The sequence below is a fragment of the Ectothiorhodospiraceae bacterium BW-2 genome (assembly GCA_008375315.1).
Classification (GTDB): Bacteria; Pseudomonadota; Gammaproteobacteria; order Thiohalomonadales; family Thiohalomonadaceae; genus BW-2.
In genome coordinates this window covers 1,857,302-1,881,376 of record CP032507.1, presented here as the reverse complement: position 1 = coordinate 1,881,376, position 24,075 = coordinate 1,857,302, and the positions used below count along the sequence as shown (strand labels likewise).

The following is a 24,075-nucleotide window of genomic DNA, read 5'->3' as shown; positions in this document are numbered from 1 at the left end:
AACCATAGCGCTCAACAAGGCTGTTAATGGCTCCCCGCTAACGCCCTCCAAAGAGCCGAATATCACTACGACCACTTTTAGCCACTATCGCCACCGCCACTTCGGCATCCTCAAGCTGTTTCTGATCAAGGTAACGATTAGCACGCTCTAGCGCCTCCTGCCGAGTTTGAAGAATATTCTCCTCCCCCACCTGTTGCAACACACCCATATTGGCCAATCTTTTATGAATGCTCTGCTGCATACCGACAAGATAGACCGGCTTATTGTTGGCCCTATCTTCCAAGATCATCTGCTCTATCGCTAGGGATGAGGAGACCCCCAACATCGGCACCTGAGTGAAGTCTAGCACTAGCACTTGGTGATCGGCCAGTACCGCCCGTTTTCTCGAAATCGCCTTGGCCACGCCAAAGATGAGCGCCCCTCCAAGCACAAAGACCAAAATCTTGCCCTGAGCCCGCTCCATTAACATCTGCTCATCCTGACTCATGCTGCCTGAACCATCAGCATGTTGAATCGCCTCCAGTGAACGACTCTGAATCTTCGCCATCCGCTCAATCGTCAACAGATTAGCGATAAAGACTCCAATCACTACCGCCGTGATCAGATCAACAAATACCGTTAACAGAATCACCCCATACATAATAACCGCCGCTTTAGTCGATACTCGGTGAGCTCGCCTCAAAAACGACCAGTCGATAATATCGATACCGACCTTAATCGCAATTCCGGCTAACACCGCCAGCGGGATATGAGCGGTTAAGTCGGCGGCCCACAACACGACCACCAGCAGCAGTAGCGCCCGAGTCACCCCCGACAGCGCTGTCTTCGCACCGGTCTGAATATTGACTACCGTGCCCATCGTCGCCCCCGCCCCCGGAATCCCACCGAAGAGGCCAGAGGCGAGATTACCTATCCCTTGGCCAATGAGCTCCTTATCGGAGCTACACTGCTTGCGGGTTAAATTTTCAGCAATCACCGAAGTTAACAGCGCATCGATACTCCCTAGCACCGCCAACACCACCCCATCCATCACCATCGCCTGCCACTGTGCGGCAGTAAAGTGGGGTAGCTGTAGCTGCGGTAAGCCCATCGGAATCGGGCCAATTTGACGAATATCGCTCTCAGAAAGGAACCAGACCGCAATGAAAGTCCCCGCCACCAAGGCGACGAGCTGCGGTGGCAGATAGCGGCGCCAAGCGTTAGGAAAGAACAGAATCAGTGCAAAGGTCATCACAGCCAGTAGAGTTTCGGCCGGCTTAATGGCCGCTATTAGCTCCGGCAGCGAGGTCACACTCCCCACCACGCCGCCGGGCGGCGGTGCCTGTCCGAGAAGTGGCCCTAACTGTAAAATAATCAAGATAATCCCGATCCCAGTCATAAAGCCGGAGACAACCGTATAGGGCATCATGGTGACATAGCGCCCGAGCCGCAACACCCCGAACAGCATCTGAAACAGCCCCGCCAACATCACCACCGTAAAAGCCATCGCCATGCCATTATCGGGATTAGCCGCCATCAGGCTGGCGATCACAGCGGTCATCACCACCGTCATCGGCCCAGTCGGTTCAGAGATGAGCGTCGGCGTACTACCGAACAGAGCCGCAAAGAGTCCCACCAACACCGCCCCATAGAGACCGGCCGCAGGACCCGCTCCCGAAGCGACCCCGAAGGCGAGCGCCATCGGCAGCGCGATAATGGCGGCGGTAACTCCGCCAAAGAGATCGCCACGAAGGTTATCAAAGCGTATTTCGTTAATTAGCTGCACGGCTATCGCCCTATCAAGTTATCTCTAGCTGCTGATAGCGCTTTATAAACCAAGTCACCCCTCTTTTAAAAGTGATTATTTCAATGCAATCCATAGATAATTATCGATAGTAAAACCATTAATCCATAAACCACCGCCACACTGTCACCACACTACGAGCCACAAAACGGGCGCTTTTGTGCCCCCGCTCCGCCCCCTTCGCTGAACTTAAATTTGCAGCCACTACCTATCGACTATATACTACTTGGCCATTTGCCCGTCCGTTCTGGCAACGCCAAGCTGACCCGTTTTATAAAAATTCAGGTGGAATTGCATATTGTGAAAGAGAAGAGTCAAGGTCTGTATCATCCCCAATTTGAGCGGGATAACTGCGGTTTTGGATTAATGGCCCACATGGATGGCACTAGCAGCCATTGGCTGGTGGCCACGGCGATTGGAGCGCTTAACCGCATGACCCATCGCGGTGCGATTGCCGCCGATGGTAAGAGCGGCGACGGCTGCGGTCTGCTACTAAAAATGCCGACCCCCTTTATGCGCACCGTTGCGGCCGATGCGGGGATTGAGCTAGCCGAGCGCTTTGCCGTGGGCGTCGTCTTTCTGAGCCAAGAGGATAAGCAGGCTAAGGCGGCACGGCAGCAGCTAGAACAGGAGCTCCAGCAGGAGGGCTTTCTCGTCGCCGGTTGGCGGGTAGTGCCGACCGACAGCAGCGCCTGTGGTGCTGCCGCTCGCGCTACTCAACCCCAAATTGAACAGATTTTTGTCAACTGCCCCGATGGAAGCTGCGAAACCGCCTTTGAAGCCGGCCTCTATATCGCCCGTCGCCGTACCGAAAAGTGGGCTGAGGCTCAGGGAGATACCGTGCTCTATCTTCCTACCCTCTCCTCCAAAGTGATCGCCTACAAAGGGATGGTCATGCCGCAATTTCTGCCGCAACTCTACCCCGATCTCGGCGATGAGCGGCTAGAGAGCTCTATCTGCGTCTTCCACCAGCGCTTTGCCACCAACACCCTACCGCAGTGGCGTCTGGCGCAGCCGTTTCGCTATCTGGCCCATAATGGCGAAATTAACACCATTCGCGGCAACCGTAACTGGTCTCGCGCCCGCTCCTTCACCTTTAAGAGCGCTCAGATTGGCGATATGGAATCGATTCGGCCGTGGGTTAACATGGAGGGCTCCGACTCCTCCAGCCTCGACAATATGCTTGAGGCGCTGGTCGCAGGTGGAGTCGATATCTTTCGCGCCATGCGGCTACTCATCCCCCCCGCGTGGCAAAATGTCGCCCACATGGATGCCGACCTAAAAGCCTTTTACGAATATAACTCAATGCACATGGAGCCGTGGGATGGCCCCGCCGGCATCGTCTTGACCGATGGCCGCTACGCCGCCTGTACTCTTGATCGTAACGGCCTGCGTCCGGCGCGTTATCTGATCACCAAACAAGGTGGCGCGGCCACGGCTGCACCTAACGACTACAGCGGCTGTGTCATTACCCTCGCCTCAGAGATGGGAGTATGGGACTACGCCCCCGAAGATGTTCTCTGCAAAGGCCGACTCAAGCCAGGGCAGATGATTGCGGCCGATACCGAAACCGGTACGCTGATTCTCCCGGATGATATCGACAACCGACTCAAAGTCGCCCAACCCTATCGCCAGTGGATGGCCTCTGCCCACAAACTCCCCCCACAAGAGGGTGAGCCACTCACACTCACCCCCATGACGAGCGAGGCTCTGAATCGAAACCAGAAGCTGTTTCAACTCTCGTTTGAGGAGCGGGATCAGGTACTGCGGCCGATGGCTGAAGCGGGCCAAGAGGCGATAGGGTCGATGGGAGATGACGCCCCCTATCCGGTGATGTCACGCCAGATTCGGTCGCTGTTCGATAACTTCCGCCAACAGTTCGCCCAAGTGACCAACCCACCGATTGATCCGATTCGCGAACAGGTAGTGATGTCACTAGAGACCCTACTTGGGCGAGAGAAGAACCTCTTTGACGAGACTCCCGAACACGCCAATCGGCTGATTATCCCCTCACCGATCATCTCACAGAGCCAATTTGAGCAGCTACAACAGCAGCAAGACCCCGCCTTTTTGCACCAGCGAATTAGCCTTAACTATCCGCTAGGGAGCGATCTAAAGCAGGCAGTGAACGAGATTGCCGCCCAAGGGCTAGCGGCGGTCAATCGTGGTCAAACAGTGCTCATTCTCTCTGATCGTGACCCTGCTGTAGGTCAAATGCCGATCCACGCCGCGCTTGCTACCGGCGCACTCCACCATCACCTCATTGCTAAAGGGGTTCGCTGTAACGCCAACATCGTAGTCGAGACCGCCACGGCTCGCGATCCGCACCACTTCGCGGTACTACTCGGTTACGGTGCCACCGCAATCTACCCCTATCTCGCCTATGAAGTGCTACACGATATGGTCACTCATGGCGAGATAACCAAAGTCGATAGCGTCACCGCTAGCGCCAACTACCGTAAGGGGATCGATAAAGGGCTGTTTAAGGTGATGTCGAAAATGGGCATCTCCTCGGTCGCCTCCTATCGCGGCGCACAGCTCTTTGAGATAGTCGGCCTTGCGAGCGAAGTGGTCGAGCTCTGCTTTAAAGATACCACCTCCCGCATCGAAGGGGCCGGCTTTAGCGAACTACAGCAAGATATAGCGACCTTAGTCGCCATGGCATGGAATCGACACAAACCGCTCGATCAAGGCGGTCTGCTCAAATTTGTCCACGGAGGCGAACAGCACGCCTACGAGCCCGATGTTGTTAAAGCGATCCACACCGCAGTACAGAGCGGAGAGTGGGAGGACTATCTCAAATTTGCCAACCTAGTCAATGGTCGCTCACCGATGGTACTGCGAGATCTATTAAAAGTACGCCAAGATCTCCCCGCCATCCCACTCGATGAGGTCGAGCCTGAAACAGAACTCTTTAAGCGCTTTGATACGGCGGCGATGTCGCTCGGAGCCCTCTCCCCTGAGGCTCACGAGGCGCTAGCGATTGCCATGAACCGGCTCGGCGGGCGCTCTAACTCCGGTGAAGGCGGCGAAGATCCAGCCCGCTATATCGATAAGAGCCGCCGCTCCAAAATCAAACAGGTCGCCTCGGGCCGCTTCGGCGTCACCCCCGGCTATCTGGTTAACGCCGAAGTGCTCCAGATTAAGGTCGCCCAAGGGGCCAAACCGGGCGAAGGGGGACAGCTCCCCGGTCATAAAGTCAACGATATGATCGCCAAGCTGCGTTACACCCGCCCCGGGGTGCCGTTAATCTCCCCCCCGCCCCACCACGACATCTACTCTATTGAAGATTTAGCGCAGCTAATTTTTGATCTCAAACAGGTCAACCCTGAGGCCCTAGTCTCGGTCAAGCTAGTCTCCGAGCCGGGTGTCGGAACTATCGCCGCAGGAGTTGCGAAAGCCTACGCCGATCTCATTACCATCTCCGGCTACGATGGCGGCACGGCAGCAAGCCCAATCACCTCGGTTAAATATGCCGGTTCGCCATGGGAGTTAGGGCTCTCAGAGACCCACCAAGTCCTGAAGATGAACGATCTGCGCGGCAAAGTACGAGTTCAGACCGATGGCGGCCTCAAAACCGGCCTTGATGTCATCAAAGCGGCCATCCTAGGGGCTGAATCGTTCGGCTTTGGCACCATGCCGATGGTGGTGTTAGGGTGCAAATATCTGCGCATCTGCCACCTCAATAACTGCGCGACCGGCGTCGCTACTCAGCACGAACAGCTACGACAGCACCACTACAAGGGGAAACCGGAGCTGGTAATGACCTACTTCGGCTTCATCGCCCGCGAAGTACGCGAGTGGCTAGCTAGGCTCGGGGTGGCCAAACTGACCGATCTCATTGGCCGTACCGATCTGCTCGAAGTCCTCCCTGGCCAGAGCGTTAAACAGCGCAAAATCGACCTAAAACCGCTGCTTGAGTTCAATCTCGCCGCTGATGAGAGCACCGCTAACTGCTGTATCGCCGATCGCAACCGCCCCTTTGATGCGGGCGAACTGGCCGAACAGATGGTCAAAGAGACGCTGCCGGCGATCGAATCTAAAAGCGGTGGTCAGTTTAGCTATACCCTGAAAAATGTTAACCGCTCGATCGGGGCTAGGCTCTCGGGCGAGATCGCTCGTCGCTACGATAGCCTCGGCATGAGCGATACCCCCATTGAGCTCAAACTCACCGGTACCGCTGGGCAATCCTTCGGAGTCTGGAATGCCGGCGGCTTGCACATGAGCCTAGAGGGGGATGCTAACGACTATGTCGGCAAAGGGATGGCGGGAGGCAAACTGGTCATCTATCCGCCACGCAACAGCCGCTTCGCTAGCCAAAATAACGCCATTATCGGCAATACCTGCCTCTACGGAGCGACCGGCGGTAAACTATTTGCCGCCGGTATCGCTGGCGAGCGTTTTGGAGTCCGTAACTCTGGGGCCGTTGCTGTTATCGAGGGCGCAGGAGATCACTGCTGCGAATATATGACAGGTGGCATCATTGTGGTTCTTGGCCCGACTGGGGTCAATATCGGTGCCGGTATGACCGGCGGCTTCGCCTTTGTCTATGATAAAAACCAGACACTGGCCGACAACTGTAATGGTGATGTCGCTATTCACCGTATCAATACCGCCACCACCGAGCCGTATCGCCACCGCCTCCATGCGCTGCTGCAGGAGTTTGTCACCGAAACCGGTTCGAGCTATGGTCAGGAGCTACTAGACAACTTTGAGGCCCTGCTCGGCCACTTCTGGCTAGTCGCCCCTAAGGCTGCCGAGCTGTCCGTTTTAGGTAACTAGCAATTTACATTTTTTATCATCATAGACATCTAGAGTACATCAGCGTGAGTAAAAGTAACGCCCTGCAATTTCTCGATATCGGTCGAGTCGATCCGGCCAAAAAAGCGGTCGATAGTCGTATTCAGGAGTATGCCGAAATCTACGGCGATTTTGATCAAAAGACCGCAGCCAGTCAAGCGGGTCGCTGCCTCCACTGCGGCAACCCCTACTGTGAGTGGAAGTGTCCGGTACACAACTACATCCCTAACTGGCTACAGCTCATTAATGAGGGCAATATCGATCGAGCAGTCGAGCTCTCCCACCAGACCAACTCCCTACCGGAGATAACTGGCCGAGTCTGCCCCCAAGATCGACTCTGCGAGGGGAGCTGCACCCTCAATGACGGCCTCGGTGCGGTCACCATCGGTACTATTGAGCGCTATATCTCCGATACCGCCTTTGCCAATGGCTGGCAGCCGGACTTAAGCCAAGTGGAGCCGAGCGGCAAAAGGGTGGCGGTCATTGGTGCCGGCCCAGCCGGTCTCTCCTGCGCCGATGTGTTAGCCCGTCACGGTGTGAAGGTGACCGTCTTTGATCGCCACCCCGAAATTGGTGGACTACTCTTCTTCGGCATCCCCGAATTTAAGCTCGAAAAGTCGGTCGTGCGTCGCCGACGGCAGATATTTGAGCAGATGGGCATTGAGTTTGAGTTAGGGATCACCATCGGTGAGGATAGAGAGCTACAGCAGCTACTCGACAGCTACGATGCCATCTTTATGGCCATGGGCACCTACACCTACATGAAGGCTCGTATCGCTGGCGAAGAGCTCCCTGGTGTCTATCCGGCACTCGACTTCCTGATCGCTAATGTTAAACACTGCCACCACTTAGAGCGCTCTGGTGATCGATTTATCGATATGGCCGGTAAGCGGGTCGTCGTCCTAGGTGGCGGCGATACCGCCATGGACTGCAATCGCACCTCAATTCGACAGGGAGCCGCCTCGGTCACCTGCGCCTACCGCCGCGACGAAGCGAATATGCCCGGTTCGCGCAAAGAGGTCGCTAACGCCAAAGAGGAGGGGGTTACCTTTCTCTGGAATCGGCAGCAGGTCGAAATTATCGGCAGTGACAAAGTCGAGGGGATAAAGCTGATCACCACCGAACTCGGCGAGGCCGATGAGCGTGGTCGGCGCCGTCCGGTACCGATTGAGGGCTCTGAGGAGATTATCCCCGCCGATGCGGTGATTATCGCCTTCGGCTTTCAACCGAGCCCCGCCCCCTGGTTGGCGCAGTACGGCGTCACTACCGATGAGCGCGGGCGGGTGATCGCCCCAGCCGACTCAGCATATCGATATCAGACCGCTAATCCGAAAATCTTTGCCGGTGGCGACATGGTACGCGGCTCCGATCTAGTCGTCACCGCCATTTGGGAGGGCCGCCAAGCAGCCGAAGGGATCGTGGACTATCTCCAAATTTAACGACAGCTTGCGGACTCTTTATGGCACAACTGCTTAATGACACCTTTATCAAAGCCCTACTAAGGCAACCGGTTGACTACACCCCCGTCTGGATGATGCGCCAGGCGGGGCGCTATCTGCCGGAGTATCGTGCGACCCGCGCTAAAGCGGGTAGCTTTCTCGATTTATGTCAAAACCCTGACTACGCCTGCGAAGTCACCCTACAGCCGCTAGAGCGCTTTCCGCTTGATGCGGCGATCCTCTTCTCCGACATCTTGACCGTTCCCGACGCGATGGGATTGAAACTGCGCTTTGCCGAAGGCGAAGGGCCCGTTTTTGACGCCCCAGTCCGTACCGAGGCCGATGTCAAACGGCTACCGATCCCCGACCCCCACGCCGAACTCAACTATGTGATGCGGGCGGTCAGCACCATTCGCCAAGCGCTCAACAATAGTCTCCCCCTTATCGGCTTCGCCGGCAGCCCTTGGACGCTGGCGACCTACATGGTTGAGGGAGGCACCTCGAAAGAGTATGCCCATGTGAAAGGGATGCTATTTGACCGTCCCGATCTGATGCACCACCTACTGGCGGTCACCGCCGAAGCCGTCACCCGCTACCTGAACGCCCAAATTGCCGCTGGAGCGAACGCGGTAATGATTTTCGATACCTGGGGCGGCCTACTCACACCTAGAGACTACCAGCAGTTTTCGCTCCACTATATGCAGCAAATTGTGGCCGAACTAACCCGCGAAGTCGAAGGTGAACCGATTCCGATCATTCTGTTTACCAAAGGGGGCGGACAGTGGCTAGAGCTATTGGCCGACAGCGGTGCCGACGCCTTAGGCGTCGATTGGACGACCGAATTAAGCAGCGCTAGAGCCAGAGTGGGCCAAAAGGTCGCCCTACAGGGTAATATGGATCCCACCGTACTCTACGCCTCGCCAGAGAGAATTAGAGAGGAGGTCGCCACCATTCTCGCTAGCTACGGCCACGGCAGTGGCCATATCTTTAACCTCGGCCACGGCATCCATCAGCATGTTAACCCCGCTCATGCTGCCGCGTTTATCGATGCCGTTCATCAACTTAGTCGCCCCTACCATCGAGCAACCTAGTGACATTGCCCCGCTGCTGCAACCACTCGACGACTTTTTACAGCAACACCCCGAGGGGGTCGATGAGTTAACCCTTATTCGACACCTACAGCAGCAGCAGCTCTTACCGCAACAGTCGCTAAGTGATCAATACTCGCTATTCCAGATCCACTTTCTCCTGTTTCACGCCCTCTATCTGCTGCGAAATCGGCTCCGCTCAGCGCAGCAGGGCGAGATTACCATCCATGCCCTAAAGATTCAGCGCCTCGACTACCAACCCCAAAGCCCCGGCCTGATCTCTCCCGATCCCCTAGCGGACTACTATCTTGATCTTAGCCAGCTGCAGCAGACCGGTCGTGAGGATGTTATCGCGATGCTAACGCAGTTCTGGCATCAGCTCGGCACCTCGCCTCAACAGCGCGATACTGACTATCAGCAGGCGCTAGCCACACTCAATGCCGATGAGACGATGTCACTAAGCGACATTAAGCGCCACTATCGAAAACAGGTCATGCAGCACCACCCCGACAGAGGCGGTGAGACAACCGCCCTTCAGCACCTAAACCACGCCATGAAGATAGTTAACCGCTACCATAGATAATGACGCTCTGCCTCAATGGCAGTATAATCACCGCCGAACCACAACCCGATTTGGAGGGAGTATGCTAACAATTGGAGTCACCGGCGCCGCCGGCAGAATGGGGCGACGAATTATCGAAGCTGTTACGAGTAGCGCAGACACCACCCTCGGTGCCGCCATTGAGCGCCCCGACTCCACACTCATTGGCGCCGATGCCGGTGAGTTAGCGGGTGTGGGGACGAACCATATCCCACTAGTCGCCTCGTTAGAAGCGGTTGCCGACCGAGTCGATATCGTGATTGAGTTTACCCTACCCGAACCGACACTCAGCAATTTAGCTCTCTGCCGCCGCCTCGGCAAACCGATGGTTATCGGCACAACCGGCTTCTCTGAGGCACAAAAGAGGGAGTTAGAGGCAGCAGCGACAGATATTCCGCTCCTCGTCGCCCCCAATATGAGCGTAGGGGTCAACCTAACCCTCAAGCTGTTAGAGCTCACGGCGGCTATCTTTAACGAAGATGTCGATATCGAGATCATTGAGGCACACCACCGCCATAAAGTTGACGCCCCCTCCGGCACCGCACTGCGAATGGGCGAGGTGATTGCCCACACCCTCGGGCGCGATCTACAGCAGTGTGCTGTCTATGGCCGCGAAGGGCGCACCGGTGAGAGAGCTTTGCACACCATCGGTTTTGAGACCATTCGCGCCGGTGATATTGTCGGCGAACATACCGCCCTATTTGCAACAGAGGGGGAGCGTCTTGAGATTAGCCACAAAGCCTCTAGCCGCATGACCTTTGCCCGTGGCGCTATTCGCGCTGCTCGCTGGCTCAGTACGCAGCCGACAGGACTATACGATATGCAAGATGTCCTCAACTTGCGTCGAGTGGAATAACACAATTAACAGAGAGAAAGGGTATGACTGAAACTGGCTGGAAGAAGCGAATACAATTTTTTGGCGACCAAATGGTCGATATTTTCCACTATTTTGCCCTGTTTATTATTGGTGCAACGATTATTTGGTCGGCGGCGTATGAGTATGTTCACATCATGCAAAATGGGTATGCCAAGTTAAAAGACATTCTACTGCTGTTTATCTATCTTGAACTGGGGGCGATGGTTGGGATCTACTTTAAAACCCACCGACTACCGGTGCAGTTTCTAATCTATATCGCCATTACTGCCCTCTCGCGACATTTAGTTATCGATGTACAACAGGTCTCCGATCCATTTCACCTCTATCTACTGTTAAGCATTACCGCCTCGATTGTGCTATTAAGTTTTTCTGTGATGGCGCTTAGCTACTCTAGTCGTCGATTTGGGCGGCCAGAGGATGATATTTACGACTCAGAAAAGCGGGACGAATAGTATCCTTGGCAACCCATTTTCTTTAATGACAGATAAAGCCAAACTCCCCGTCAGTCACTTCATCGTCCGCTACATGGAGCGTTTGGGCATTGAGGCAATTTTTGGGATGCCCGGTGCCCATATTCTACCGGTCTATGACGCCCTCTATGAGTCTAAAATTGAGACCGTACTGGCCAAACATGAGCAGGGGGCTGCCTTTATGGCCGGTGGTTACAGTCGCGCCTCCGGTAGAATCGGTGCTTGCATTACCACCGCCGGCCCCGGTGCAACCAATCTAATTACCGGCATTGCCAATGCTTATGCTGATAAGCAGCCTATCTTGGTAATTACCGGAGAGACATCGACCCACATTTTCGGTAAAGGGGGACTACAGGAGAGCTCCGGTGAGGGCGGCAGTATCGATCAAGTCACGCTCTTTAAGGGCATTACCCGCTATAATAAGATCGTTGAACGCACCGATTATCTAGTTAATGTCCTCAACCAGGCCAGTCAGGTACTCCTCTCCGACACGCCCGGCCCAGTACTGCTCAGTCTGCCCTTTAATATTCAGCGCGAACTCATTGAGGAGTCACTTCTAGATCAGATCACCACTCAGCGACGCCACTTCTCCCTCTATGAGGAGTCGCTACCGGTAAAAAAATTAGCCCAACTGCTGCTACAGAGTCGCCAAACAGTGATCATCGCCGGCTTTGGTGCCCTACAGGCAGGTGCCCGTCACACCATTGAGCAACTGAGTCAACAGCTACAGATTCCGGTCGCCACAACGCTTAAGGCGAAAGGGGTTATTAACGAAACCTCTTCGCTATCCTTAGGCAGCTTAGGCGTCACCTCCAGCGGCGAAGCCTACCGCTATATCTGTCAACAGGCCGATACCCTGCTCTTTTTGGGGGCTAGCTTTAATGAACGCACTAGCTATCTCTGGGAGAGCGAACTACTCGATAACCGCACCCTCATTCAGGTCGATCTCGATCCGAACCAGCTCAATAAGCTATTTCAGGCCGATTTGGCAATTCAAGGCGATATTAATAAGGTCATAGAGGGGGTGTTGCAGCAGCTACCACCACAGCCACAACGCACAAGCGCCACTAAAGCGCCTGCTATCGCCACTACCCGCCCCGATTACGCCCTCTTTCAATCGGGCTTTTCACTCATTGAGCACTTTTTTCAGCAGCTAGCAGAGCACTTTCCGGCCGATATTCAGGTATTTGACGACAATATTATCTTTGCACAAAACTTTTTTCAGGTCTCAAGCCAAAACCACTACTACCCTAACTCTGGGATCTCCTCCCTTGGCCACGCCATACCCGCGGCGATTGGTGCCCGCTTTGTCACCGAGCGACCGACCTTTGCCATCTTAGGTGATGGCGGCTTTCAAATGTGCTGTATGGAGCTAATGACCGCCGTCAACTACCAAAAACCGCTTAATGTGCTGGTATTTAATAATGGCACCATGGGGTTGATTCGCAAAAATCAGCACCAACACTACCAGAGCCGTTACATTAACTGCGACTTTATCAACCCCGATCTGCGTCAACTGGCGGCCGCGTTGGGTATCTGCTACTATCTAATCGAGACTGAGGCCGATACTGAGATGCTGTTTGAGCGTGCCGATCTAAAAGGCTCCATTAACCTCATCGAAATGGTCATTGATAAAAACCTCTTTCCTAACTACTCATCAAAGCGTTAAATCTGGAGTTTCTGACCGATGCTACACTATAGTCTGCTGACACTACATCTGCTCTCTGTCCTCATCTGGGTTGGTGGAATGTTCTTCGCTTGGGTCGTCCTGCGCCCCGTCGCCGCTAGTCAACTTGAACCCCCTGCTCGCCTGACGCTCTGGCGTAGCTGCTTCCATACATTTTTTATCTGGGTCTGGCATGCCGTGGTGCTGCTACCGCTTACCGGTTATGCAATTATCTTTACCACCTATGGCGGCTTTGCCAATACTCCCCTCTTCGTCCATGTTATGCAACTAACAGGCTGGCTGATGGTTATTCTCTATCTCTATCTCTGGTTTAAACCCTACGCAGCTCTCAAAAGGGCTGTCGATAGTGCACAATGGCCGAGCGGGGCTATCGCTCTGGCCTCTATTCGGCGTATAGTAGGATTTAATCTACTGCTTGGCCTATTGACCACGGTACTCGCTCTCATGGGGCGAGTTTTTATAACTTAACTTCCCTTTTACAGGAGCCTGTCACATGAATCGACCCCTATCCACACTCTCGCTAACGATAACTCTCCTTCTCCCTGCGCTGCCGCTACAGGCCGAACAGACACCTCCCCCCCTCCCCGCAACAGAAGAGGCACCTAGCCTGTGGGAGAAGACCAAAGAGGGGGCGGGTAAGGCGTGGAGCGCCACCAAAGAGACCGCCGGTACCCTTGCCGATAAGACTGGCGAGGTTTGGAAAGAGACCGAAGATGAGCGCCAAGGGGCGTGGGAGGCGACCAAAGAGGGAACCGGTAAGGCGCTCAACTGGATCGGCGACAAGGCACAACAGGGTTCAGAGGCACTCAAGGGCGGCAACAACGCCCCAGAAACCCCCATGACCCCACCCGCTCCGCCCCAATTCCCTACTGACGGAGAGAAGCTTTAACGGTAACTCTCCATGCGCTGGTATCTACTCACTCTGGTTGGCAGCGATAGACCCGGTATCGTTGCCACCATTACCACCACCCTCTATCAACACGGTGCCAACTTAGGCGAGGCATCGATGATACGCCTCGGTGGCAACTTTACCATTATGTTAATGGTCGAGTATGCCGGCGACCTACAGCTACTACAGCAGGCGCTCTCACCTATCTGCCGCGAGCAGCAGCTACAGTTTCACCTCGATCCGGTTCAGCACCAGCCCCACGATCACAGCCAACCCGATGTCCACATTACCCTCCATGGTGCCGATCGGGCCGGTATCGTCTCCCGAGTCACTACCGCCTTAGCCGATGCCGGACTCCATATTCTCGATATGCAGAGCAGTGTGATAGGCAGCGACAGCGATCCTATCTACCTCATGCAGATTGAGGGGATCGCCAATGAGGGTATCGATGCGCTACAGCAGGTGATGGAGCAGCTACGACACGCCGGCATTACGGCTCACTGTCGCGATAGTGAAACACTCATTGGATAGCACTCAATGGCTGAACTGGAGATTCTGCGCTACCCCGATCCGCGTCTAAAACAGCTCTCGCAGCCTGTCACCCACTTTGATGAGGCGCTGCGGCAATTTATCGATAACCTCGAACAGACAATGCGGGCTGGCCCGGGCGGGGTCGGTATCGCTGCCCCCCAAGTGGGCTACTTTAAACGCATTGTCCTGATCGATGTCTCTAACGCTAAACATCCGGTCGACAATCATGGCCTGATGGTACTAATTAACCCCGACATCACCCAATGGAGCGGTATGGCAGTCGGGCGAGAGGGGTGTATGTCGGTGCCCGACTATACGGGCAAAGTCATTCGGGCTGAATCGATCTCACTCACAGCTGTCGATAGCCACGGTAAACCACAACAGTTTAACTGCCATGGCTTTGAGGCTCGTGCCGTTCAGCACGAAATTGACCACCTAGATGGGCTACTGTTTATCGATAGGTTAGTCAGTCGGCGTGATCTACGCCAGCGCCAATAACCTCTCATCTCATCTCGCCTTGATATTGATATTGATGTTGATAGTGACCCTAACCCTCATCACCCTGACCGCAGCGGCTCTCGCCCTCTATGTTATCGGCCATAGAGAGCACCGAACCGACTGGAACCACCGTGGACTCAACTGGCTAGAGGGGATCAATCAGCTCTTCTGTCGCCGCTACCACCGCCTACAGGCCCCGATGCTAACGCAGCTACCGGCGAGTGGCGGAGCGGTGGTCGTCTGTAACCACCTCTCGGGGCTCGATCCGATGCTACTCATTGCCGCTTCCCCCCGTCCGCTGCGCTTTCTGATTGCCAGAGAGCAGTACCGCCGTTTTGGCATGCAGTGGCTGTTTCGGGCCGTAGGCTCTATCCCCGTTGATCGCGATGCCAATCCCGAACGAGCCTACCGCGCCGCGATTCGCGCTCTACAGCAAGGCGAGGTGATCGCACTATTTCCTCAAGGCGGAATTGCGCCCGATCAGCAACCGCGCCCCCTGAAACCGGGGGCTTGGCGTCTAGCGCAACGAAGCGGCGTGCCGATGATCGTCACCAAAGTGGAGGGGATATCCAGTGCCGCCATCGGCCATGTTATCCGTGCGGTGTGGCATCGTGGCAGACCTAAGATTACCGAGCTCGACACTCCCCTCGACTGTCGGCAACTCGATAAGAACCAATGGCAACAGCAGCTAAACCAGTTCTGGTTTAACGCCTACCGATTAGCTCAATTGGATAGCCATCAGGATCTTCAACAAAGGCGATAATCGTACTGCCGGCGTTCATCGGCCCTGCATCACGCACTATTTTACCGCCTCGCTCTCGAATCGCCGCTGTCGCCTGATAGACATCCTCGACTTCAATAGCAAGATGGCCATAGCCATCCCCTAACTCATAGTGGTCAACCCCCCAGTTATAGGTCAACTCAATGACACTACTCTCAGCCTCGCTGCCATAACCGAGAAAGGCGAGGGTAAAGCTACCCTCTGGATACTCCTTTCGACGCAACAAAGTCATCTGCAACACTTCGGTATAAAAAGCGATGGAGCGATCTAGATCGCCAACTCGCAGCATGGTATGTAAAATTCGCATCATTTAGCCCTATTAATTACTCTCTTTAGACGACGACTTGTGACTCAGCGGTGACAGGTGGCGCTCTACCCACTGCAGCAGAGTTGATAAATCCATCGCACCAGGCTGACGCGCCACCTCTGCGCCCCCGTTAAAGAGCGCCAGCGTAGGAATAGAGCGAATCTGAAACTGTATCGCCAGTGGCTGCTGCGCTTCGGTATCGACCTTAATCAGGCGCAGCGCAGGCTCTAGCCTCGCTGCCGCCTGCTCAAACACAGGCGCCATCATTTGACAAGGCCCACACCAAGGTGCCCAAAAATCGACCAGTAACGGAATATCGCTCTTTTGTAGATGGGTATAAAAATTGGCCGCCGTTAAGGCGAGCGGCGTTGCCGTAAAGAGCGGCGCTTTACAGCGACCACAGCGAGCAGAAGTTCGCTCTCGCTCCAGCGGCAGACGGTTAGTACTATGACAATCCGGACAGACGATATGCAGCGAAGACATCACTCACCCCACTTCGTAACTCAGACAAGACCGAGACGGGAGTCGAGCTCCCCATCCATATCGAGCTCAACCATATCGTCAAAGCCCCCAACATGAAAATTATCGATAAATATCTGTGGTACCGAGGTGCGCCCCGCTCGCTGCTCCATCTCCAGACGCTTTTCGGGCTGTTTATCAACCGCAATGTCGGTATAGCTCACCCCTTTTTTATCGAGCAAATGGCGGGCGCGAACACAAAATGGGCAGAACTCGGTCGTATAGATCACAATGTCAGCCATACATTTTTGACTCCTATAGGGTTAGGTTACGGTTAGGTTTTACGCTTTTTGCGCCTCTTATCCGGTTTACTGAGCGGCAGACCGGCACTTTGCCACGCCATCACCCCGCCACGCAGATTATAGACTTCGGCAAACTGCTGTTTACGCAGGGTGCCACACGCCATCGCCGAGCGACTACCGCTACGGCAACCGACAATCAGCGGTCTAGCGCGATACGACTCTAGCTCATCAAGACGCTTACCTAGATCACGCAACGGAATGTGAAGCGAATTGAGGATATAGCCCTCTTTAACCTCACCCTCTTCGCGCACATCGATAAGCAGCGCATCGCGATGGTTCATCAAGGCGACCGCATCGACAGCCTCAATCTCTTTGTAATCGCGAATGCGGCGCATCAGCGGCCCCCAGACCATCATCAACAGGATGATAAGTAGCGCCAAAAAGAGATCCCAGTGGTTTACCACAAACTCGGCTAGGCGTTCCATAGCGTCTCCGACTCTACCGTTTTACTCAACATTACAAAAGACATTGCGCATCATGCTAATTAACTGCAAGGTGCGAGAGTCAACCATCTTGTAATAGACCCGATTAGCATCCTTACGGGCAGAGAGGATGCCCTTATCTCGCAAGATGGCTAAATGTTGGGAGATATTGCTCTGCGATGTGCCGACACGCTCGACAATATCTTGAACACTCACCTCCTGCTCACCCAGCGTACAGAGAATCTTCAGGCGCAACGGGTGTGACATCGCCTTTAAAGAGCGGGATGCACGCTCTATATCTTCATCGTGAGTCATCACACCTGGGTCATCGTAATTCATTCACATACCTCTAGTGAAAGTGATGCAGTTTAGTGGGCCATCTCCAACCAATTGGAATCGACCCCCTGCCCACAACGGGCGAAACATTATACAATAATGTCGCTGCGGTAACAGGGGGTATTCCCCTGCTCTTCAAATTTAAGCGTATCGACCCTCAATCCAACCACTGAAAATTGTTGATGAAAAGACCATGAGCCAAGCCAAACCCGGTTCCCCCCCCGTTGTACTGACCATTCTTGACGGCTGGGGGTGTAGCGATGAGAACACCTTCAATGCCGTTGCCAACGCCAAAACCCCCGTTATGGAGCGGCTCTGGCGAGAGGCCCCCCACACCACCATTAATGCCTCTGGCGCCTCTGTCGGCCTGCCGGGGGAGCAGATGGGTAACTCTGAAGTCGGCCACCTTAACCTAGGGGCAGGTCGCGTCGTCTATCAAGAGTTTACCCGCATCAGCCGCTCCATCAAAACCGGCTCGTTCTACACCAATGCCACCTTGACGGATGCGGTAGATCAGGCGATTGGCAATCGATCCGCCATCCACATTCTGGGGCTACTCTCACCCGGCGGAGTACACAGCCACGAACAGCACCTTCACGCCATGATTCGACTGGCGGTGGAGCGAGGGGCAAAACGGGTCTATCTGCACGCCTTTCTTGATGGTCGTGATACCCCCCCTTCGAGCGCAGAGGCGTCGATTATTGCCGTCGAATCGCTATTTAAAGAGCTAGGCTGTGGCGAACTGGCCTCTATTGTCGGTCGCTACTACGCCATGGATCGTGACCACCGCTGGCCGCGAGTTCAAGCCGCTTATGATCTCATCACCGGCCATAGGGCGGCACTGATAGCGCCCGATGCCCTCACTGCATTACACCAAGCCTACGCCCGTGATGAGAGCGACGAATTTGTCCAGCCCACCGCCATTAGCGCCACCGAACCGGTCACAATGGCCGATGGCGATGTGATTATCTTCATGAATTTTCGCTCAGATAGAGCACGGCAGATTACCCGCCCCTTTATCGAACCGGAGTTTAACTGCTTTGAACGCGCCATTTGGCCACAGCTATCGAGCTTTGTCAGCCTCACGGAGTATAGCGCCGACTACCATATACCCACCGCCTATCCTCCGGAGCGGCTCGGTAATGTCTTTGGCGACTATATCTCCCGCATGGGGTTGCACCAGCTACGCATTGCCGAGACAGAAAAGTATGCCCATGTCACCTTCTTCTTTAATGGCGGACGGGAGGAGCCATTTGAGTGGGAAGAGCGCATTTTAGTCCCCTCCCCCGATGTCGGCACCTATGACGAACAGCCGCAGATGAGCGCCGCAGAGGTGACCGACAGACTGCTAGAGGCGATCGAGAGCGGCCGCTACGATGCGATTATCTGCAACTTTGCCAACCCCGATATGGTAGGCCATACCGGTAATTACGAAGCGACCGTAAGCGCCCTAGAGTATATCGACGAGTGCGTTGGGCGAGTTGAGCAGGCGATTCGTAACTGCGGTGGGCAGATGCTAATTACCGCCGATCACGGTAATGCTGAAAAGATGGTTGACGAGACAAGCGGCCAAGCCCACACCGCCCACACCTCTAACCCAGTTCCCCTAATCTACATCGGAGACTCCCCCCTACAGCTAAGCGATGGCGGCAGTTTGAGCGATATCGCCCCCACCCTACTAGAGCTAATGGGGCTAAAACAGCCGGTTGAGATGACCGGACACTCACTGGTGAAAAGTGGCTCGCGTCAAGGCTAACACGCTGCTACTGCTACTGCTGCTGCCATTGGCCACAGCCGCCGATCTTGCCACTGACAAAAAGAGTCGCGAAGCCGAACTCGAACAGCTACGACAAGAGATGCAGCAGCTACAGCAGCAGCAGCAACAGCAGCAGCAGCGCTATAGCACTACCGAGCGCGAGCTAGCCCGTACCGAGCAGGCAATTAGCCACAGCCATCGCCGTCTGCAGCAGCTACAGCAGCAGCTATCCTCTCAGCAGCAGCAACTCAACCGACTACAACAGCAGAGCGAACAGCAGCAACAGAGTCTGCAACAGCAGCAGCAGCTACTAGCCAGACAGCTTCGTGCCGCCAGCATGAGTGGCCTCTCTGAACCGCTCAAGCTGCTACTCAATCAAGAGAGCCCACAACAGTTAGGGCGAATGCTGCACTACTATCGCTACTTTGCTGAGGCCAGAACTCGTACCATTACCGCACTACAACAACAACTTAGCCAAATGAACAGACTTAAAGCGCAACTTGAGAAGACCCGTAGCGCCAATCAACAGGCACTACAGCAGCAGCAACAGCAACAGCAGCAGCTACAGCAGCAGCAGCAGCAGCGTAGCCAACTACTCGCCGAGCTAGAGCGCCAGATAGACTCGACCGAAAGTCGGCTGCAACGGCTACAACAGAATGAGCAGCAGCTACAGCAGGTGATTAACCAGCTAGGCGAGCGGCTAAAAAAGTTGGCTCAACAGCCGCGCCAGCGCCCCTTCAAATCGCAACAGGGCAGACTCCCCTGGCCGGTCGAGGGCAGAATCAGCCACAGCTTTGGCAGTAGTCGAGGCCTCGGGAACTTAAAGTGGAACGGCGTCGTTATCGACGCCCCGAACGGTAGCCCAGTGAGAGCCATTAGCGGCGGTCGGGTGGTCTATGCCGACTGGTTACGCGGCTACGGTCTGCTGCTGATTATCGACCATGGTGATAGCTACATGAGTCTCTACGGCCAGAATCAGACCCTATTTAAAGAGGTTGGTGACTCGATTCAGGCCGATGAGATAGTTGCCGAAGTCGGCGGTAGCAGCGCTGAGAGCAGAAGGGGGCTCTACTTCGAAATTCGCCACAAGGGCAATCCCGTTAACCCGAAAAGTTGGTGCCGCAAAGCCTCCTCGCCCCGCTAGCCCTACAGTAACACTCGCTCCACGCCCCCACGATTGACCCTATCAGCAAACTGCTGCTGCCAGTCGCTCCCCCAACGCGCCTCCGACAGCGCCACTACCGGATAGGTCACCCTCAGCTTAGTCTCATGTCGATAGCGGGCTAGCCCCTGCTGACAGGCCGGACAGGTGGTATAGATCACCTCTGGCCGCTCCCCCGTGCTCTCCTCAGTGGCGGCGAGATTGTGCTGCAGCTCCTCCAATTTACGAAAGCGCACCTGGGATGCGATATCGGGTCGAGAGAGAGCAAAAGTCCCCGCCTCGCCACAGCAGCGATCAGAGAGGGTAATCGCCTGACCGGTCAGCGCTTCAACCACTGAGACCGCCCCTCTATCCTTAATCGGCGAGTGGCAGGGATCATGGTAGAGCGCCCCCCCCTCCTGCGCCATTGAGACACCGCGCTTGTGCAGATAGCGGTGGATATCGATAATGTCACACTTAGGAAAAATGCGCTCTAACTGATAGAGTAGTAGCTGATCCATGCAGGTACCACAGCTAACGATCACGGTACGAATATCAAGATAGTTCAATGTGTTAGAGATACGATGAAACAGCACCTGATTGGCGGTCGAAATCCGTTTCGCCTCACTACCATCCCCATTGCCACGCTGTGGATAGCCGCAGCAGAGGTAGCTAGGGGGAACGACAGTCTGCACCCCCTCATCGAATAGCATCGCCAATGTTGCCGCCGCAATATCGCTAAAGAGCCGCTCCGAACCGCAGCCGGGAAAGTAGAACACCGCCTCGCTGCTATCGTCACAGCGACTCGGATCACGAATAACCGGCACAATTTTGTCATCTTCCAACCCTAACTGACTACGCAGCGTACGAGAGGGGATATTGGCCGGCATCGGCTGGCGAACCAGCTCCACCACCTGCTCGATCATGGCCGGCTTTCCGGTGGTGGCTGACGGCTGTTTAGCGCGAATTAGCCTCACCCCTCGCAGCAGCTCACTCGCCCAGCGCTGAGCCCGATAGCCCCACTCAATGGTCACCTTACGCAGCAGTTTCACCGTCATCGGATCAGTGACATTAAGGTAGGTCATCGCTAGGCGAGTGGCGAGGGAAGTGCGCTTCTGCTGCTGCTGCTTTAATAGCTGCCGCATCTGTATCGAGACATCACCGAAGTCGATATTGACCGGACACGGTTTAGCACAGCGATGACAGAGGGTACAGTGATCGGCAATATCGTTCATTTCGTCAAAGTGGCGTACCGATAGCCCCCGTCGAGTCTGCTCTTCATATAAAAAAGCCTCAATAATCAAGCCGGTAGCTAAAATCTTATTGCGCGGCGAGTAGAGCAGATTGGCCCGTGGCACATGGGTGGTACAGACCGGTTTACACTTACCGCAGCGCAGGCAATCTTTAATCTCACGGTTTAATAGATGGAGATCGTTGGCTTCGAGAATGAGCGCCTCCTGCTCTAATAGCTGGAGTGAGGGGGTATAGGCGCGGCTTAAATCGGCACCGGGCAGGAGTTTACCCCGATTAAAGCCCCCTTTAGGATCGACTCTCGCCTTGTAGCGCTCAAAATCGGCCACCACCTGTGGCTGCAAAAAGGCAAATTTAGTGATCCCAATCCCGTGCTCTCCCGAGATTACCCCCCCTAACTCTTCAGCGATAGCCATAATTCGCTCAACCACCTCATCCGCATCGCGCAGCATGGCGTAGTTATTAGAGTGAACCGGAATATTGGTATGAACATTACCGTCGCCGGCGTGCATGTGGGTGGCGACAAAGAGTCGCGCTGGCCGCCATTTAGCATGAATTTGGTCAAACTGCTGCCGTAGCTGCTCATAGTCACGACCACTAAAAATCGTTTTTAACGGTCTCTCTACCGCCTTGCGCCAAGAGATTCGTAGCTGTCGTGATTGCAGCGCACTAAACAGAGTCGCCTCGCTCTGGGGGGTAAACGCCTCACTCCCCTGCCGTAACCCCGGCTGCTGTAATAATTCAGTTAGCTGCGATAGCGGCTGCTCTAGTGCGGCGAGGGTCTGAGACCAGCACTCCGCGACCTGCCGTAACAGTGTTAGAGCGCTCTGACATTTCTCATTGAAGCGCTGTTCGATCTCGCTATCATCGCGATATTCGGGCGGGATATGGCGCGTTAACTCCTCCCCTTGTAGATAGTTGACCACCGCCTCAACCATCGCTAGCTTGTTTTTAGTCGAATATTCGATATTAATTCGCTCAATCGCTTCACTGTAGTCAGCTAAGCGCGGCAGTGGAATGACCACATCTTCATTAATTTTAAAGGCATTGGTGTGGGCTGCGATGGCGGCAGTGCGGCTACGATCGAGCCAAAACTGCGCTCTCGCCTGGGGAGTGACGGCGATAAAGCCCTCGCCACCACGACGATTGGCCGCCTGCACCACCTGTGAGGCAACTTTGCCCACCACCCGCTCACTATCGCCAACAATATCGGCGAGCAGTACCATGCGCGGCGCTTCAGAACGCGCCGATTTGGGGTGATACCCGACCGCTCGAATATAGCGTTCATCAAGGTGTTCTAACCCTGCTAGCGCCACATCGGGACTGCTATCGACCAACGCTTTAGTTTCGACTATCGCTGGAACGGCTTGGTGCAGATTGCCATAAAACTCCAGACAGAGAGTGCGGCTATGGGCCGGCATTCGGTGCAGCACAAACTCTGCCGAGGTGATAATCCCATCACACCCCTCTTTCTGTACCCCCGGCAACCCCCCTAAAAATTTATTGGTCACATCTTTGCCTAGCCCCCGTTTGCGTAACTCATGGCCAGCCATCACCAATATGTCGGGGTCACCGACGCGGGTGCGGGCATCGGCTTGTAGTCGATAGAGGTGAAACACCACCCGCTCCTGCTCATGAATTTTGCCCATATTGTGGTATTGGCGCTCCACCTCCAGCCACTCTCCATCGGGGGTCACCATCCGCCAGCGCAATAAGTTATCGAGTGTGGTGCCCCACATCACCGCCTTTTTTCCTCCGGCATTCATAGCAATATTTCCGCCGATACAGGAGGCGTCTTGTGAGGTCGGGTCAACCGCAAACACATGCGCCACCCCCGCCGCCGCCTCAGCCACCCGCCGAGTGACCACGCCGGCACCAACAGCAATCGTCATCGCCTGCCGCTCTAATCCTGGCAGGGTGTTTCGCTGCGGTTTCTCGATCTGATCTAGCTTTTCGGTATTCATGATGACACTCGCCTCTGTGAGCGGCACCGCCCCACCGGTATAACCCGTCCCCCCCCCACGCGGGATGATGGTTAACCCCAGCTCCAGCACCGCCCGTACCAGTGGCTGAATCTCCCGCTCATGATCGGGCACCAGCACCAGTAGCGGATACTCCACCCGCCAGTCGGAGGCATCGGTGGCGTGAGAGACGCGACTTAAACCATCAAAACAGATGTTATCAACATGCGTCAGCCCCTTTAAGCGCCGCCGAATCGCCTGCCGCTGCTGCTGCTGCTGCGGTAGCCAGCGCTCAAAGCGCTCTATCGCCCGACGGGTCTCGCCAGCTAGTGAGAGCGCGAGGGTATTACCATCGGCTCTAGCCTCAATTTGGGCCAGACGGTGATAGAGGGCGTGTACCAGCGACTGCCACCGTTTTGGGTTCTCCAGCAGATCGTCCTGAATAAAGGGGTTTCGTTGAATCACCCACATATCCCCTAAAATCTCGAACAGCATCCGCGCTGAGCGACCGGTCACCCGTTCGCTACGCAGGGTCTGTAACACCTGCCACATCTTCTCTCCTAAGAGTCGTATCACAATTTCGCGATCAGAGAAGGAGGTGTAGTTGTAGGGGATTTCGCGTATCCGGCTCATGAT

At 55.1% G+C, this 24,075-nt stretch carries 21 protein-coding genes; 14 read left to right on the top strand and 7 right to left on the bottom strand.

Annotated elements, in window-relative coordinates; translation table 11 throughout:
- Positions 1 to 37: 37 nt before the first annotated feature.
- Complete coding sequence (locus D5085_08910) at positions 38 to 1,765, bottom strand: SulP family inorganic anion transporter (protein QEP43224.1); 1,728 nt, start codon at positions 1,763 to 1,765, stop codon at positions 38 to 40.
- Between the two features lie 315 nt (positions 1,766 to 2,080).
- On the opposite strand from D5085_08910, the gene D5085_08905 reads away from it, so the two are divergent.
- From D5085_08905 to D5085_08850, 12 genes are all read left to right on the top strand, one after another.
- Positions 2,081 to 6,565, top strand: coding sequence for a glutamate synthase large subunit (locus D5085_08905; protein ID QEP45112.1), 4,485 nt, complete (start codon positions 2,081 to 2,083; stop codon positions 6,563 to 6,565).
- A gap of 38 nt (positions 6,566 to 6,603) precedes the next feature.
- The gene (locus D5085_08900) at positions 6,604 to 8,022 is read left to right on the top strand and encodes an FAD-dependent oxidoreductase (protein QEP43223.1); all 1,419 of its coding nucleotides are present in this window, start codon (positions 6,604 to 6,606) and stop codon (positions 8,020 to 8,022) included.
- A 20-nt stretch (positions 8,023 to 8,042) separates the two neighbouring features.
- Positions 8,043 to 9,113, top strand: a complete 1,071-nt coding sequence (locus tag D5085_08895) for a uroporphyrinogen decarboxylase (protein QEP43222.1) — start codon at positions 8,043 to 8,045, stop codon at positions 9,111 to 9,113.
- Positions 9,037 to 9,693: a molecular chaperone DnaJ gene (locus D5085_08890; protein ID QEP43221.1), complete on the top strand. Its 657-nt coding sequence runs from the start codon at positions 9,037 to 9,039 to the stop codon at positions 9,691 to 9,693. Before D5085_08895 ends, D5085_08890 begins: the two co-directional genes overlap by 77 nt.
- Positions 9,694 to 9,754: 61 nt before the next feature.
- On the top strand, positions 9,755 to 10,567 hold the full coding sequence (locus tag D5085_08885; protein QEP43220.1) for a 4-hydroxy-tetrahydrodipicolinate reductase: 813 nt from the start codon (positions 9,755 to 9,757) through the stop codon (positions 10,565 to 10,567).
- 23 nt (positions 10,568 to 10,590) lie between these two features.
- Positions 10,591 to 11,040, top strand: a complete 450-nt coding sequence (locus D5085_08880; GenBank protein ID QEP43219.1) for a phosphate starvation-inducible protein PhoH — start codon at positions 10,591 to 10,593, stop codon at positions 11,038 to 11,040.
- A gap of 25 nt (positions 11,041 to 11,065) precedes the next feature.
- The gene (locus D5085_08875; GenBank protein ID QEP43218.1) at positions 11,066 to 12,727 is read left to right on the top strand and encodes a thiamine pyrophosphate-binding protein; all 1,662 of its coding nucleotides are present in this window, start codon (positions 11,066 to 11,068) and stop codon (positions 12,725 to 12,727) included.
- Between the two features lie 18 nt (positions 12,728 to 12,745).
- Positions 12,746 to 13,213 (top strand): hypothetical protein, encoded by a 468-nt coding sequence (locus D5085_08870; GenBank protein ID QEP43217.1) that lies wholly within the window; start codon positions 12,746 to 12,748, stop codon positions 13,211 to 13,213.
- 25 nt (positions 13,214 to 13,238) lie between these two features.
- Entirely contained in the window at positions 13,239 to 13,634 is a 396-nt protein-coding gene (locus D5085_08865; GenBank protein QEP43216.1) for a hypothetical protein, read from the top strand.
- Between the two features lie 12 nt (positions 13,635 to 13,646).
- Positions 13,647 to 14,165, top strand: a complete 519-nt coding sequence (locus D5085_08860) for an ACT domain-containing protein (protein QEP43215.1) — start codon at positions 13,647 to 13,649, stop codon at positions 14,163 to 14,165.
- Positions 14,166 to 14,171: 6 nt separating this feature from the next.
- Entirely contained in the window at positions 14,172 to 14,663 is a 492-nt protein-coding gene (def, locus tag D5085_08855) for a peptide deformylase (GenBank protein ID QEP43214.1), read from the top strand.
- A gap of 34 nt (positions 14,664 to 14,697) precedes the next feature.
- The gene (locus D5085_08850) at positions 14,698 to 15,426 is read left to right on the top strand and encodes a 1-acyl-sn-glycerol-3-phosphate acyltransferase (GenBank protein ID QEP43213.1); all 729 of its coding nucleotides are present in this window, start codon (positions 14,698 to 14,700) and stop codon (positions 15,424 to 15,426) included.
- On the opposite strand, the gene gloA is transcribed toward D5085_08850, so the two are convergent.
- The 5 genes from gloA to D5085_08825 are packed head-to-tail and all read right to left on the bottom strand — an operon-like array spanning position 15,368 to position 17,333.
- Positions 15,368 to 15,751: a lactoylglutathione lyase gene (gloA, locus tag D5085_08845; GenBank protein ID QEP45111.1), complete on the bottom strand. Its 384-nt coding sequence runs from the start codon at positions 15,749 to 15,751 to the stop codon at positions 15,368 to 15,370. The genes D5085_08850 and gloA overlap by 59 nt on opposite strands.
- Positions 15,752 to 15,763: 12 nt before the next feature.
- On the bottom strand, positions 15,764 to 16,237 hold the full coding sequence (gene trxC, locus D5085_08840; GenBank protein ID QEP43212.1) for a thioredoxin TrxC: 474 nt from the start codon (positions 16,235 to 16,237) through the stop codon (positions 15,764 to 15,766).
- A gap of 17 nt (positions 16,238 to 16,254) precedes the next feature.
- Positions 16,255 to 16,512, bottom strand: coding sequence for a glutaredoxin 3 (grxC, locus tag D5085_08835; GenBank protein ID QEP43211.1), 258 nt, complete (start codon positions 16,510 to 16,512; stop codon positions 16,255 to 16,257).
- 32 nt (positions 16,513 to 16,544) lie between these two features.
- Positions 16,545 to 16,997, bottom strand: a complete 453-nt coding sequence (locus tag D5085_08830) for a rhodanese-like domain-containing protein (GenBank protein ID QEP43210.1) — start codon at positions 16,995 to 16,997, stop codon at positions 16,545 to 16,547.
- 21 nt (positions 16,998 to 17,018) lie between these two features.
- On the bottom strand, positions 17,019 to 17,333 hold the full coding sequence (locus D5085_08825; GenBank protein ID QEP43209.1) for an ArsR family transcriptional regulator: 315 nt from the start codon (positions 17,331 to 17,333) through the stop codon (positions 17,019 to 17,021).
- 190 nt (positions 17,334 to 17,523) lie between these two features.
- On the opposite strand from D5085_08825, the gene D5085_08820 reads away from it, so the two are divergent.
- Positions 17,524 to 19,086: a 2,3-bisphosphoglycerate-independent phosphoglycerate mutase gene (locus D5085_08820; GenBank protein ID QEP43208.1), complete on the top strand. Its 1,563-nt coding sequence runs from the start codon at positions 17,524 to 17,526 to the stop codon at positions 19,084 to 19,086.
- On the top strand, positions 19,067 to 20,230 hold the full coding sequence (locus tag D5085_08815) for a peptidase M23 (protein QEP43207.1): 1,164 nt from the start codon (positions 19,067 to 19,069) through the stop codon (positions 20,228 to 20,230). Before D5085_08820 ends, D5085_08815 begins: the two co-directional genes overlap by 20 nt.
- Before the next feature lie 2 nt (positions 20,231 to 20,232).
- On the opposite strand, the gene D5085_08810 is transcribed toward D5085_08815, so the two are convergent.
- Positions 20,233 to 24,072 carry a DUF3683 domain-containing protein gene (locus D5085_08810; protein ID QEP43206.1) on the bottom strand — a complete coding sequence of 1,280 codons (3,840 nt, stop codon included), beginning with the start codon at positions 24,070 to 24,072 and terminating at the stop codon, positions 20,233 to 20,235.
- Between the last annotated feature and the right edge of the window lie 3 nt (positions 24,073 to 24,075).

What these genes read in the sequence shown, in the direction of transcription:
- D5085_08870 (QEP43217.1), top strand. Translation starts at nt 12,746, where the DNA reads ATGCTACACTATAGTCTGCTGACACTACATCTGCTCTCTGTCCTCATC.
- def (QEP43214.1), top strand. Translation starts at nt 14,172, where the DNA reads ATGGCTGAACTGGAGATTCTGCGCTACCCCGATCCGCGTCTAAAACAG.
- D5085_08850 (QEP43213.1), top strand. Translation starts at nt 14,698, where the DNA reads ATGTTGATAGTGACCCTAACCCTCATCACCCTGACCGCAGCGGCTCTC.
- D5085_08820 (QEP43208.1), top strand. Translation starts at nt 17,524, where the DNA reads ATGAGCCAAGCCAAACCCGGTTCCCCCCCCGTTGTACTGACCATTCTT.
- D5085_08825 (QEP43209.1), bottom strand. Translation starts at nt 17,333, where the DNA reads ATGAATTACGATGACCCAGGTGTGATGACTCACGATGAAGATATAGAG.
- D5085_08865 (QEP43216.1), top strand. Translation starts at nt 13,239, where the DNA reads ATGAATCGACCCCTATCCACACTCTCGCTAACGATAACTCTCCTTCTC.
- D5085_08875 (QEP43218.1), top strand. Translation starts at nt 11,066, where the DNA reads ATGACAGATAAAGCCAAACTCCCCGTCAGTCACTTCATCGTCCGCTAC.
- D5085_08890 (QEP43221.1), top strand. Translation starts at nt 9,037, where the DNA reads ATGTTAACCCCGCTCATGCTGCCGCGTTTATCGATGCCGTTCATCAAC.
- D5085_08860 (QEP43215.1), top strand. Translation starts at nt 13,647, where the DNA reads ATGCGCTGGTATCTACTCACTCTGGTTGGCAGCGATAGACCCGGTATC.
- D5085_08895 (QEP43222.1), top strand. Translation starts at nt 8,043, where the DNA reads ATGGCACAACTGCTTAATGACACCTTTATCAAAGCCCTACTAAGGCAA.
- D5085_08885 (QEP43220.1), top strand. Translation starts at nt 9,755, where the DNA reads ATGCTAACAATTGGAGTCACCGGCGCCGCCGGCAGAATGGGGCGACGA.
- gloA (QEP45111.1), bottom strand. Translation starts at nt 15,751, where the DNA reads ATGCGAATTTTACATACCATGCTGCGAGTTGGCGATCTAGATCGCTCC.
- grxC (QEP43211.1), bottom strand. Translation starts at nt 16,512, where the DNA reads ATGGCTGACATTGTGATCTATACGACCGAGTTCTGCCCATTTTGTGTT.
- D5085_08810 (QEP43206.1), bottom strand. Translation starts at nt 24,072, where the DNA reads ATGAGCCGGATACGCGAAATCCCCTACAACTACACCTCCTTCTCTGAT.
- D5085_08880 (QEP43219.1), top strand. Translation starts at nt 10,591, where the DNA reads ATGACTGAAACTGGCTGGAAGAAGCGAATACAATTTTTTGGCGACCAA.
- D5085_08830 (QEP43210.1), bottom strand. Translation starts at nt 16,997, where the DNA reads ATGGAACGCCTAGCCGAGTTTGTGGTAAACCACTGGGATCTCTTTTTG.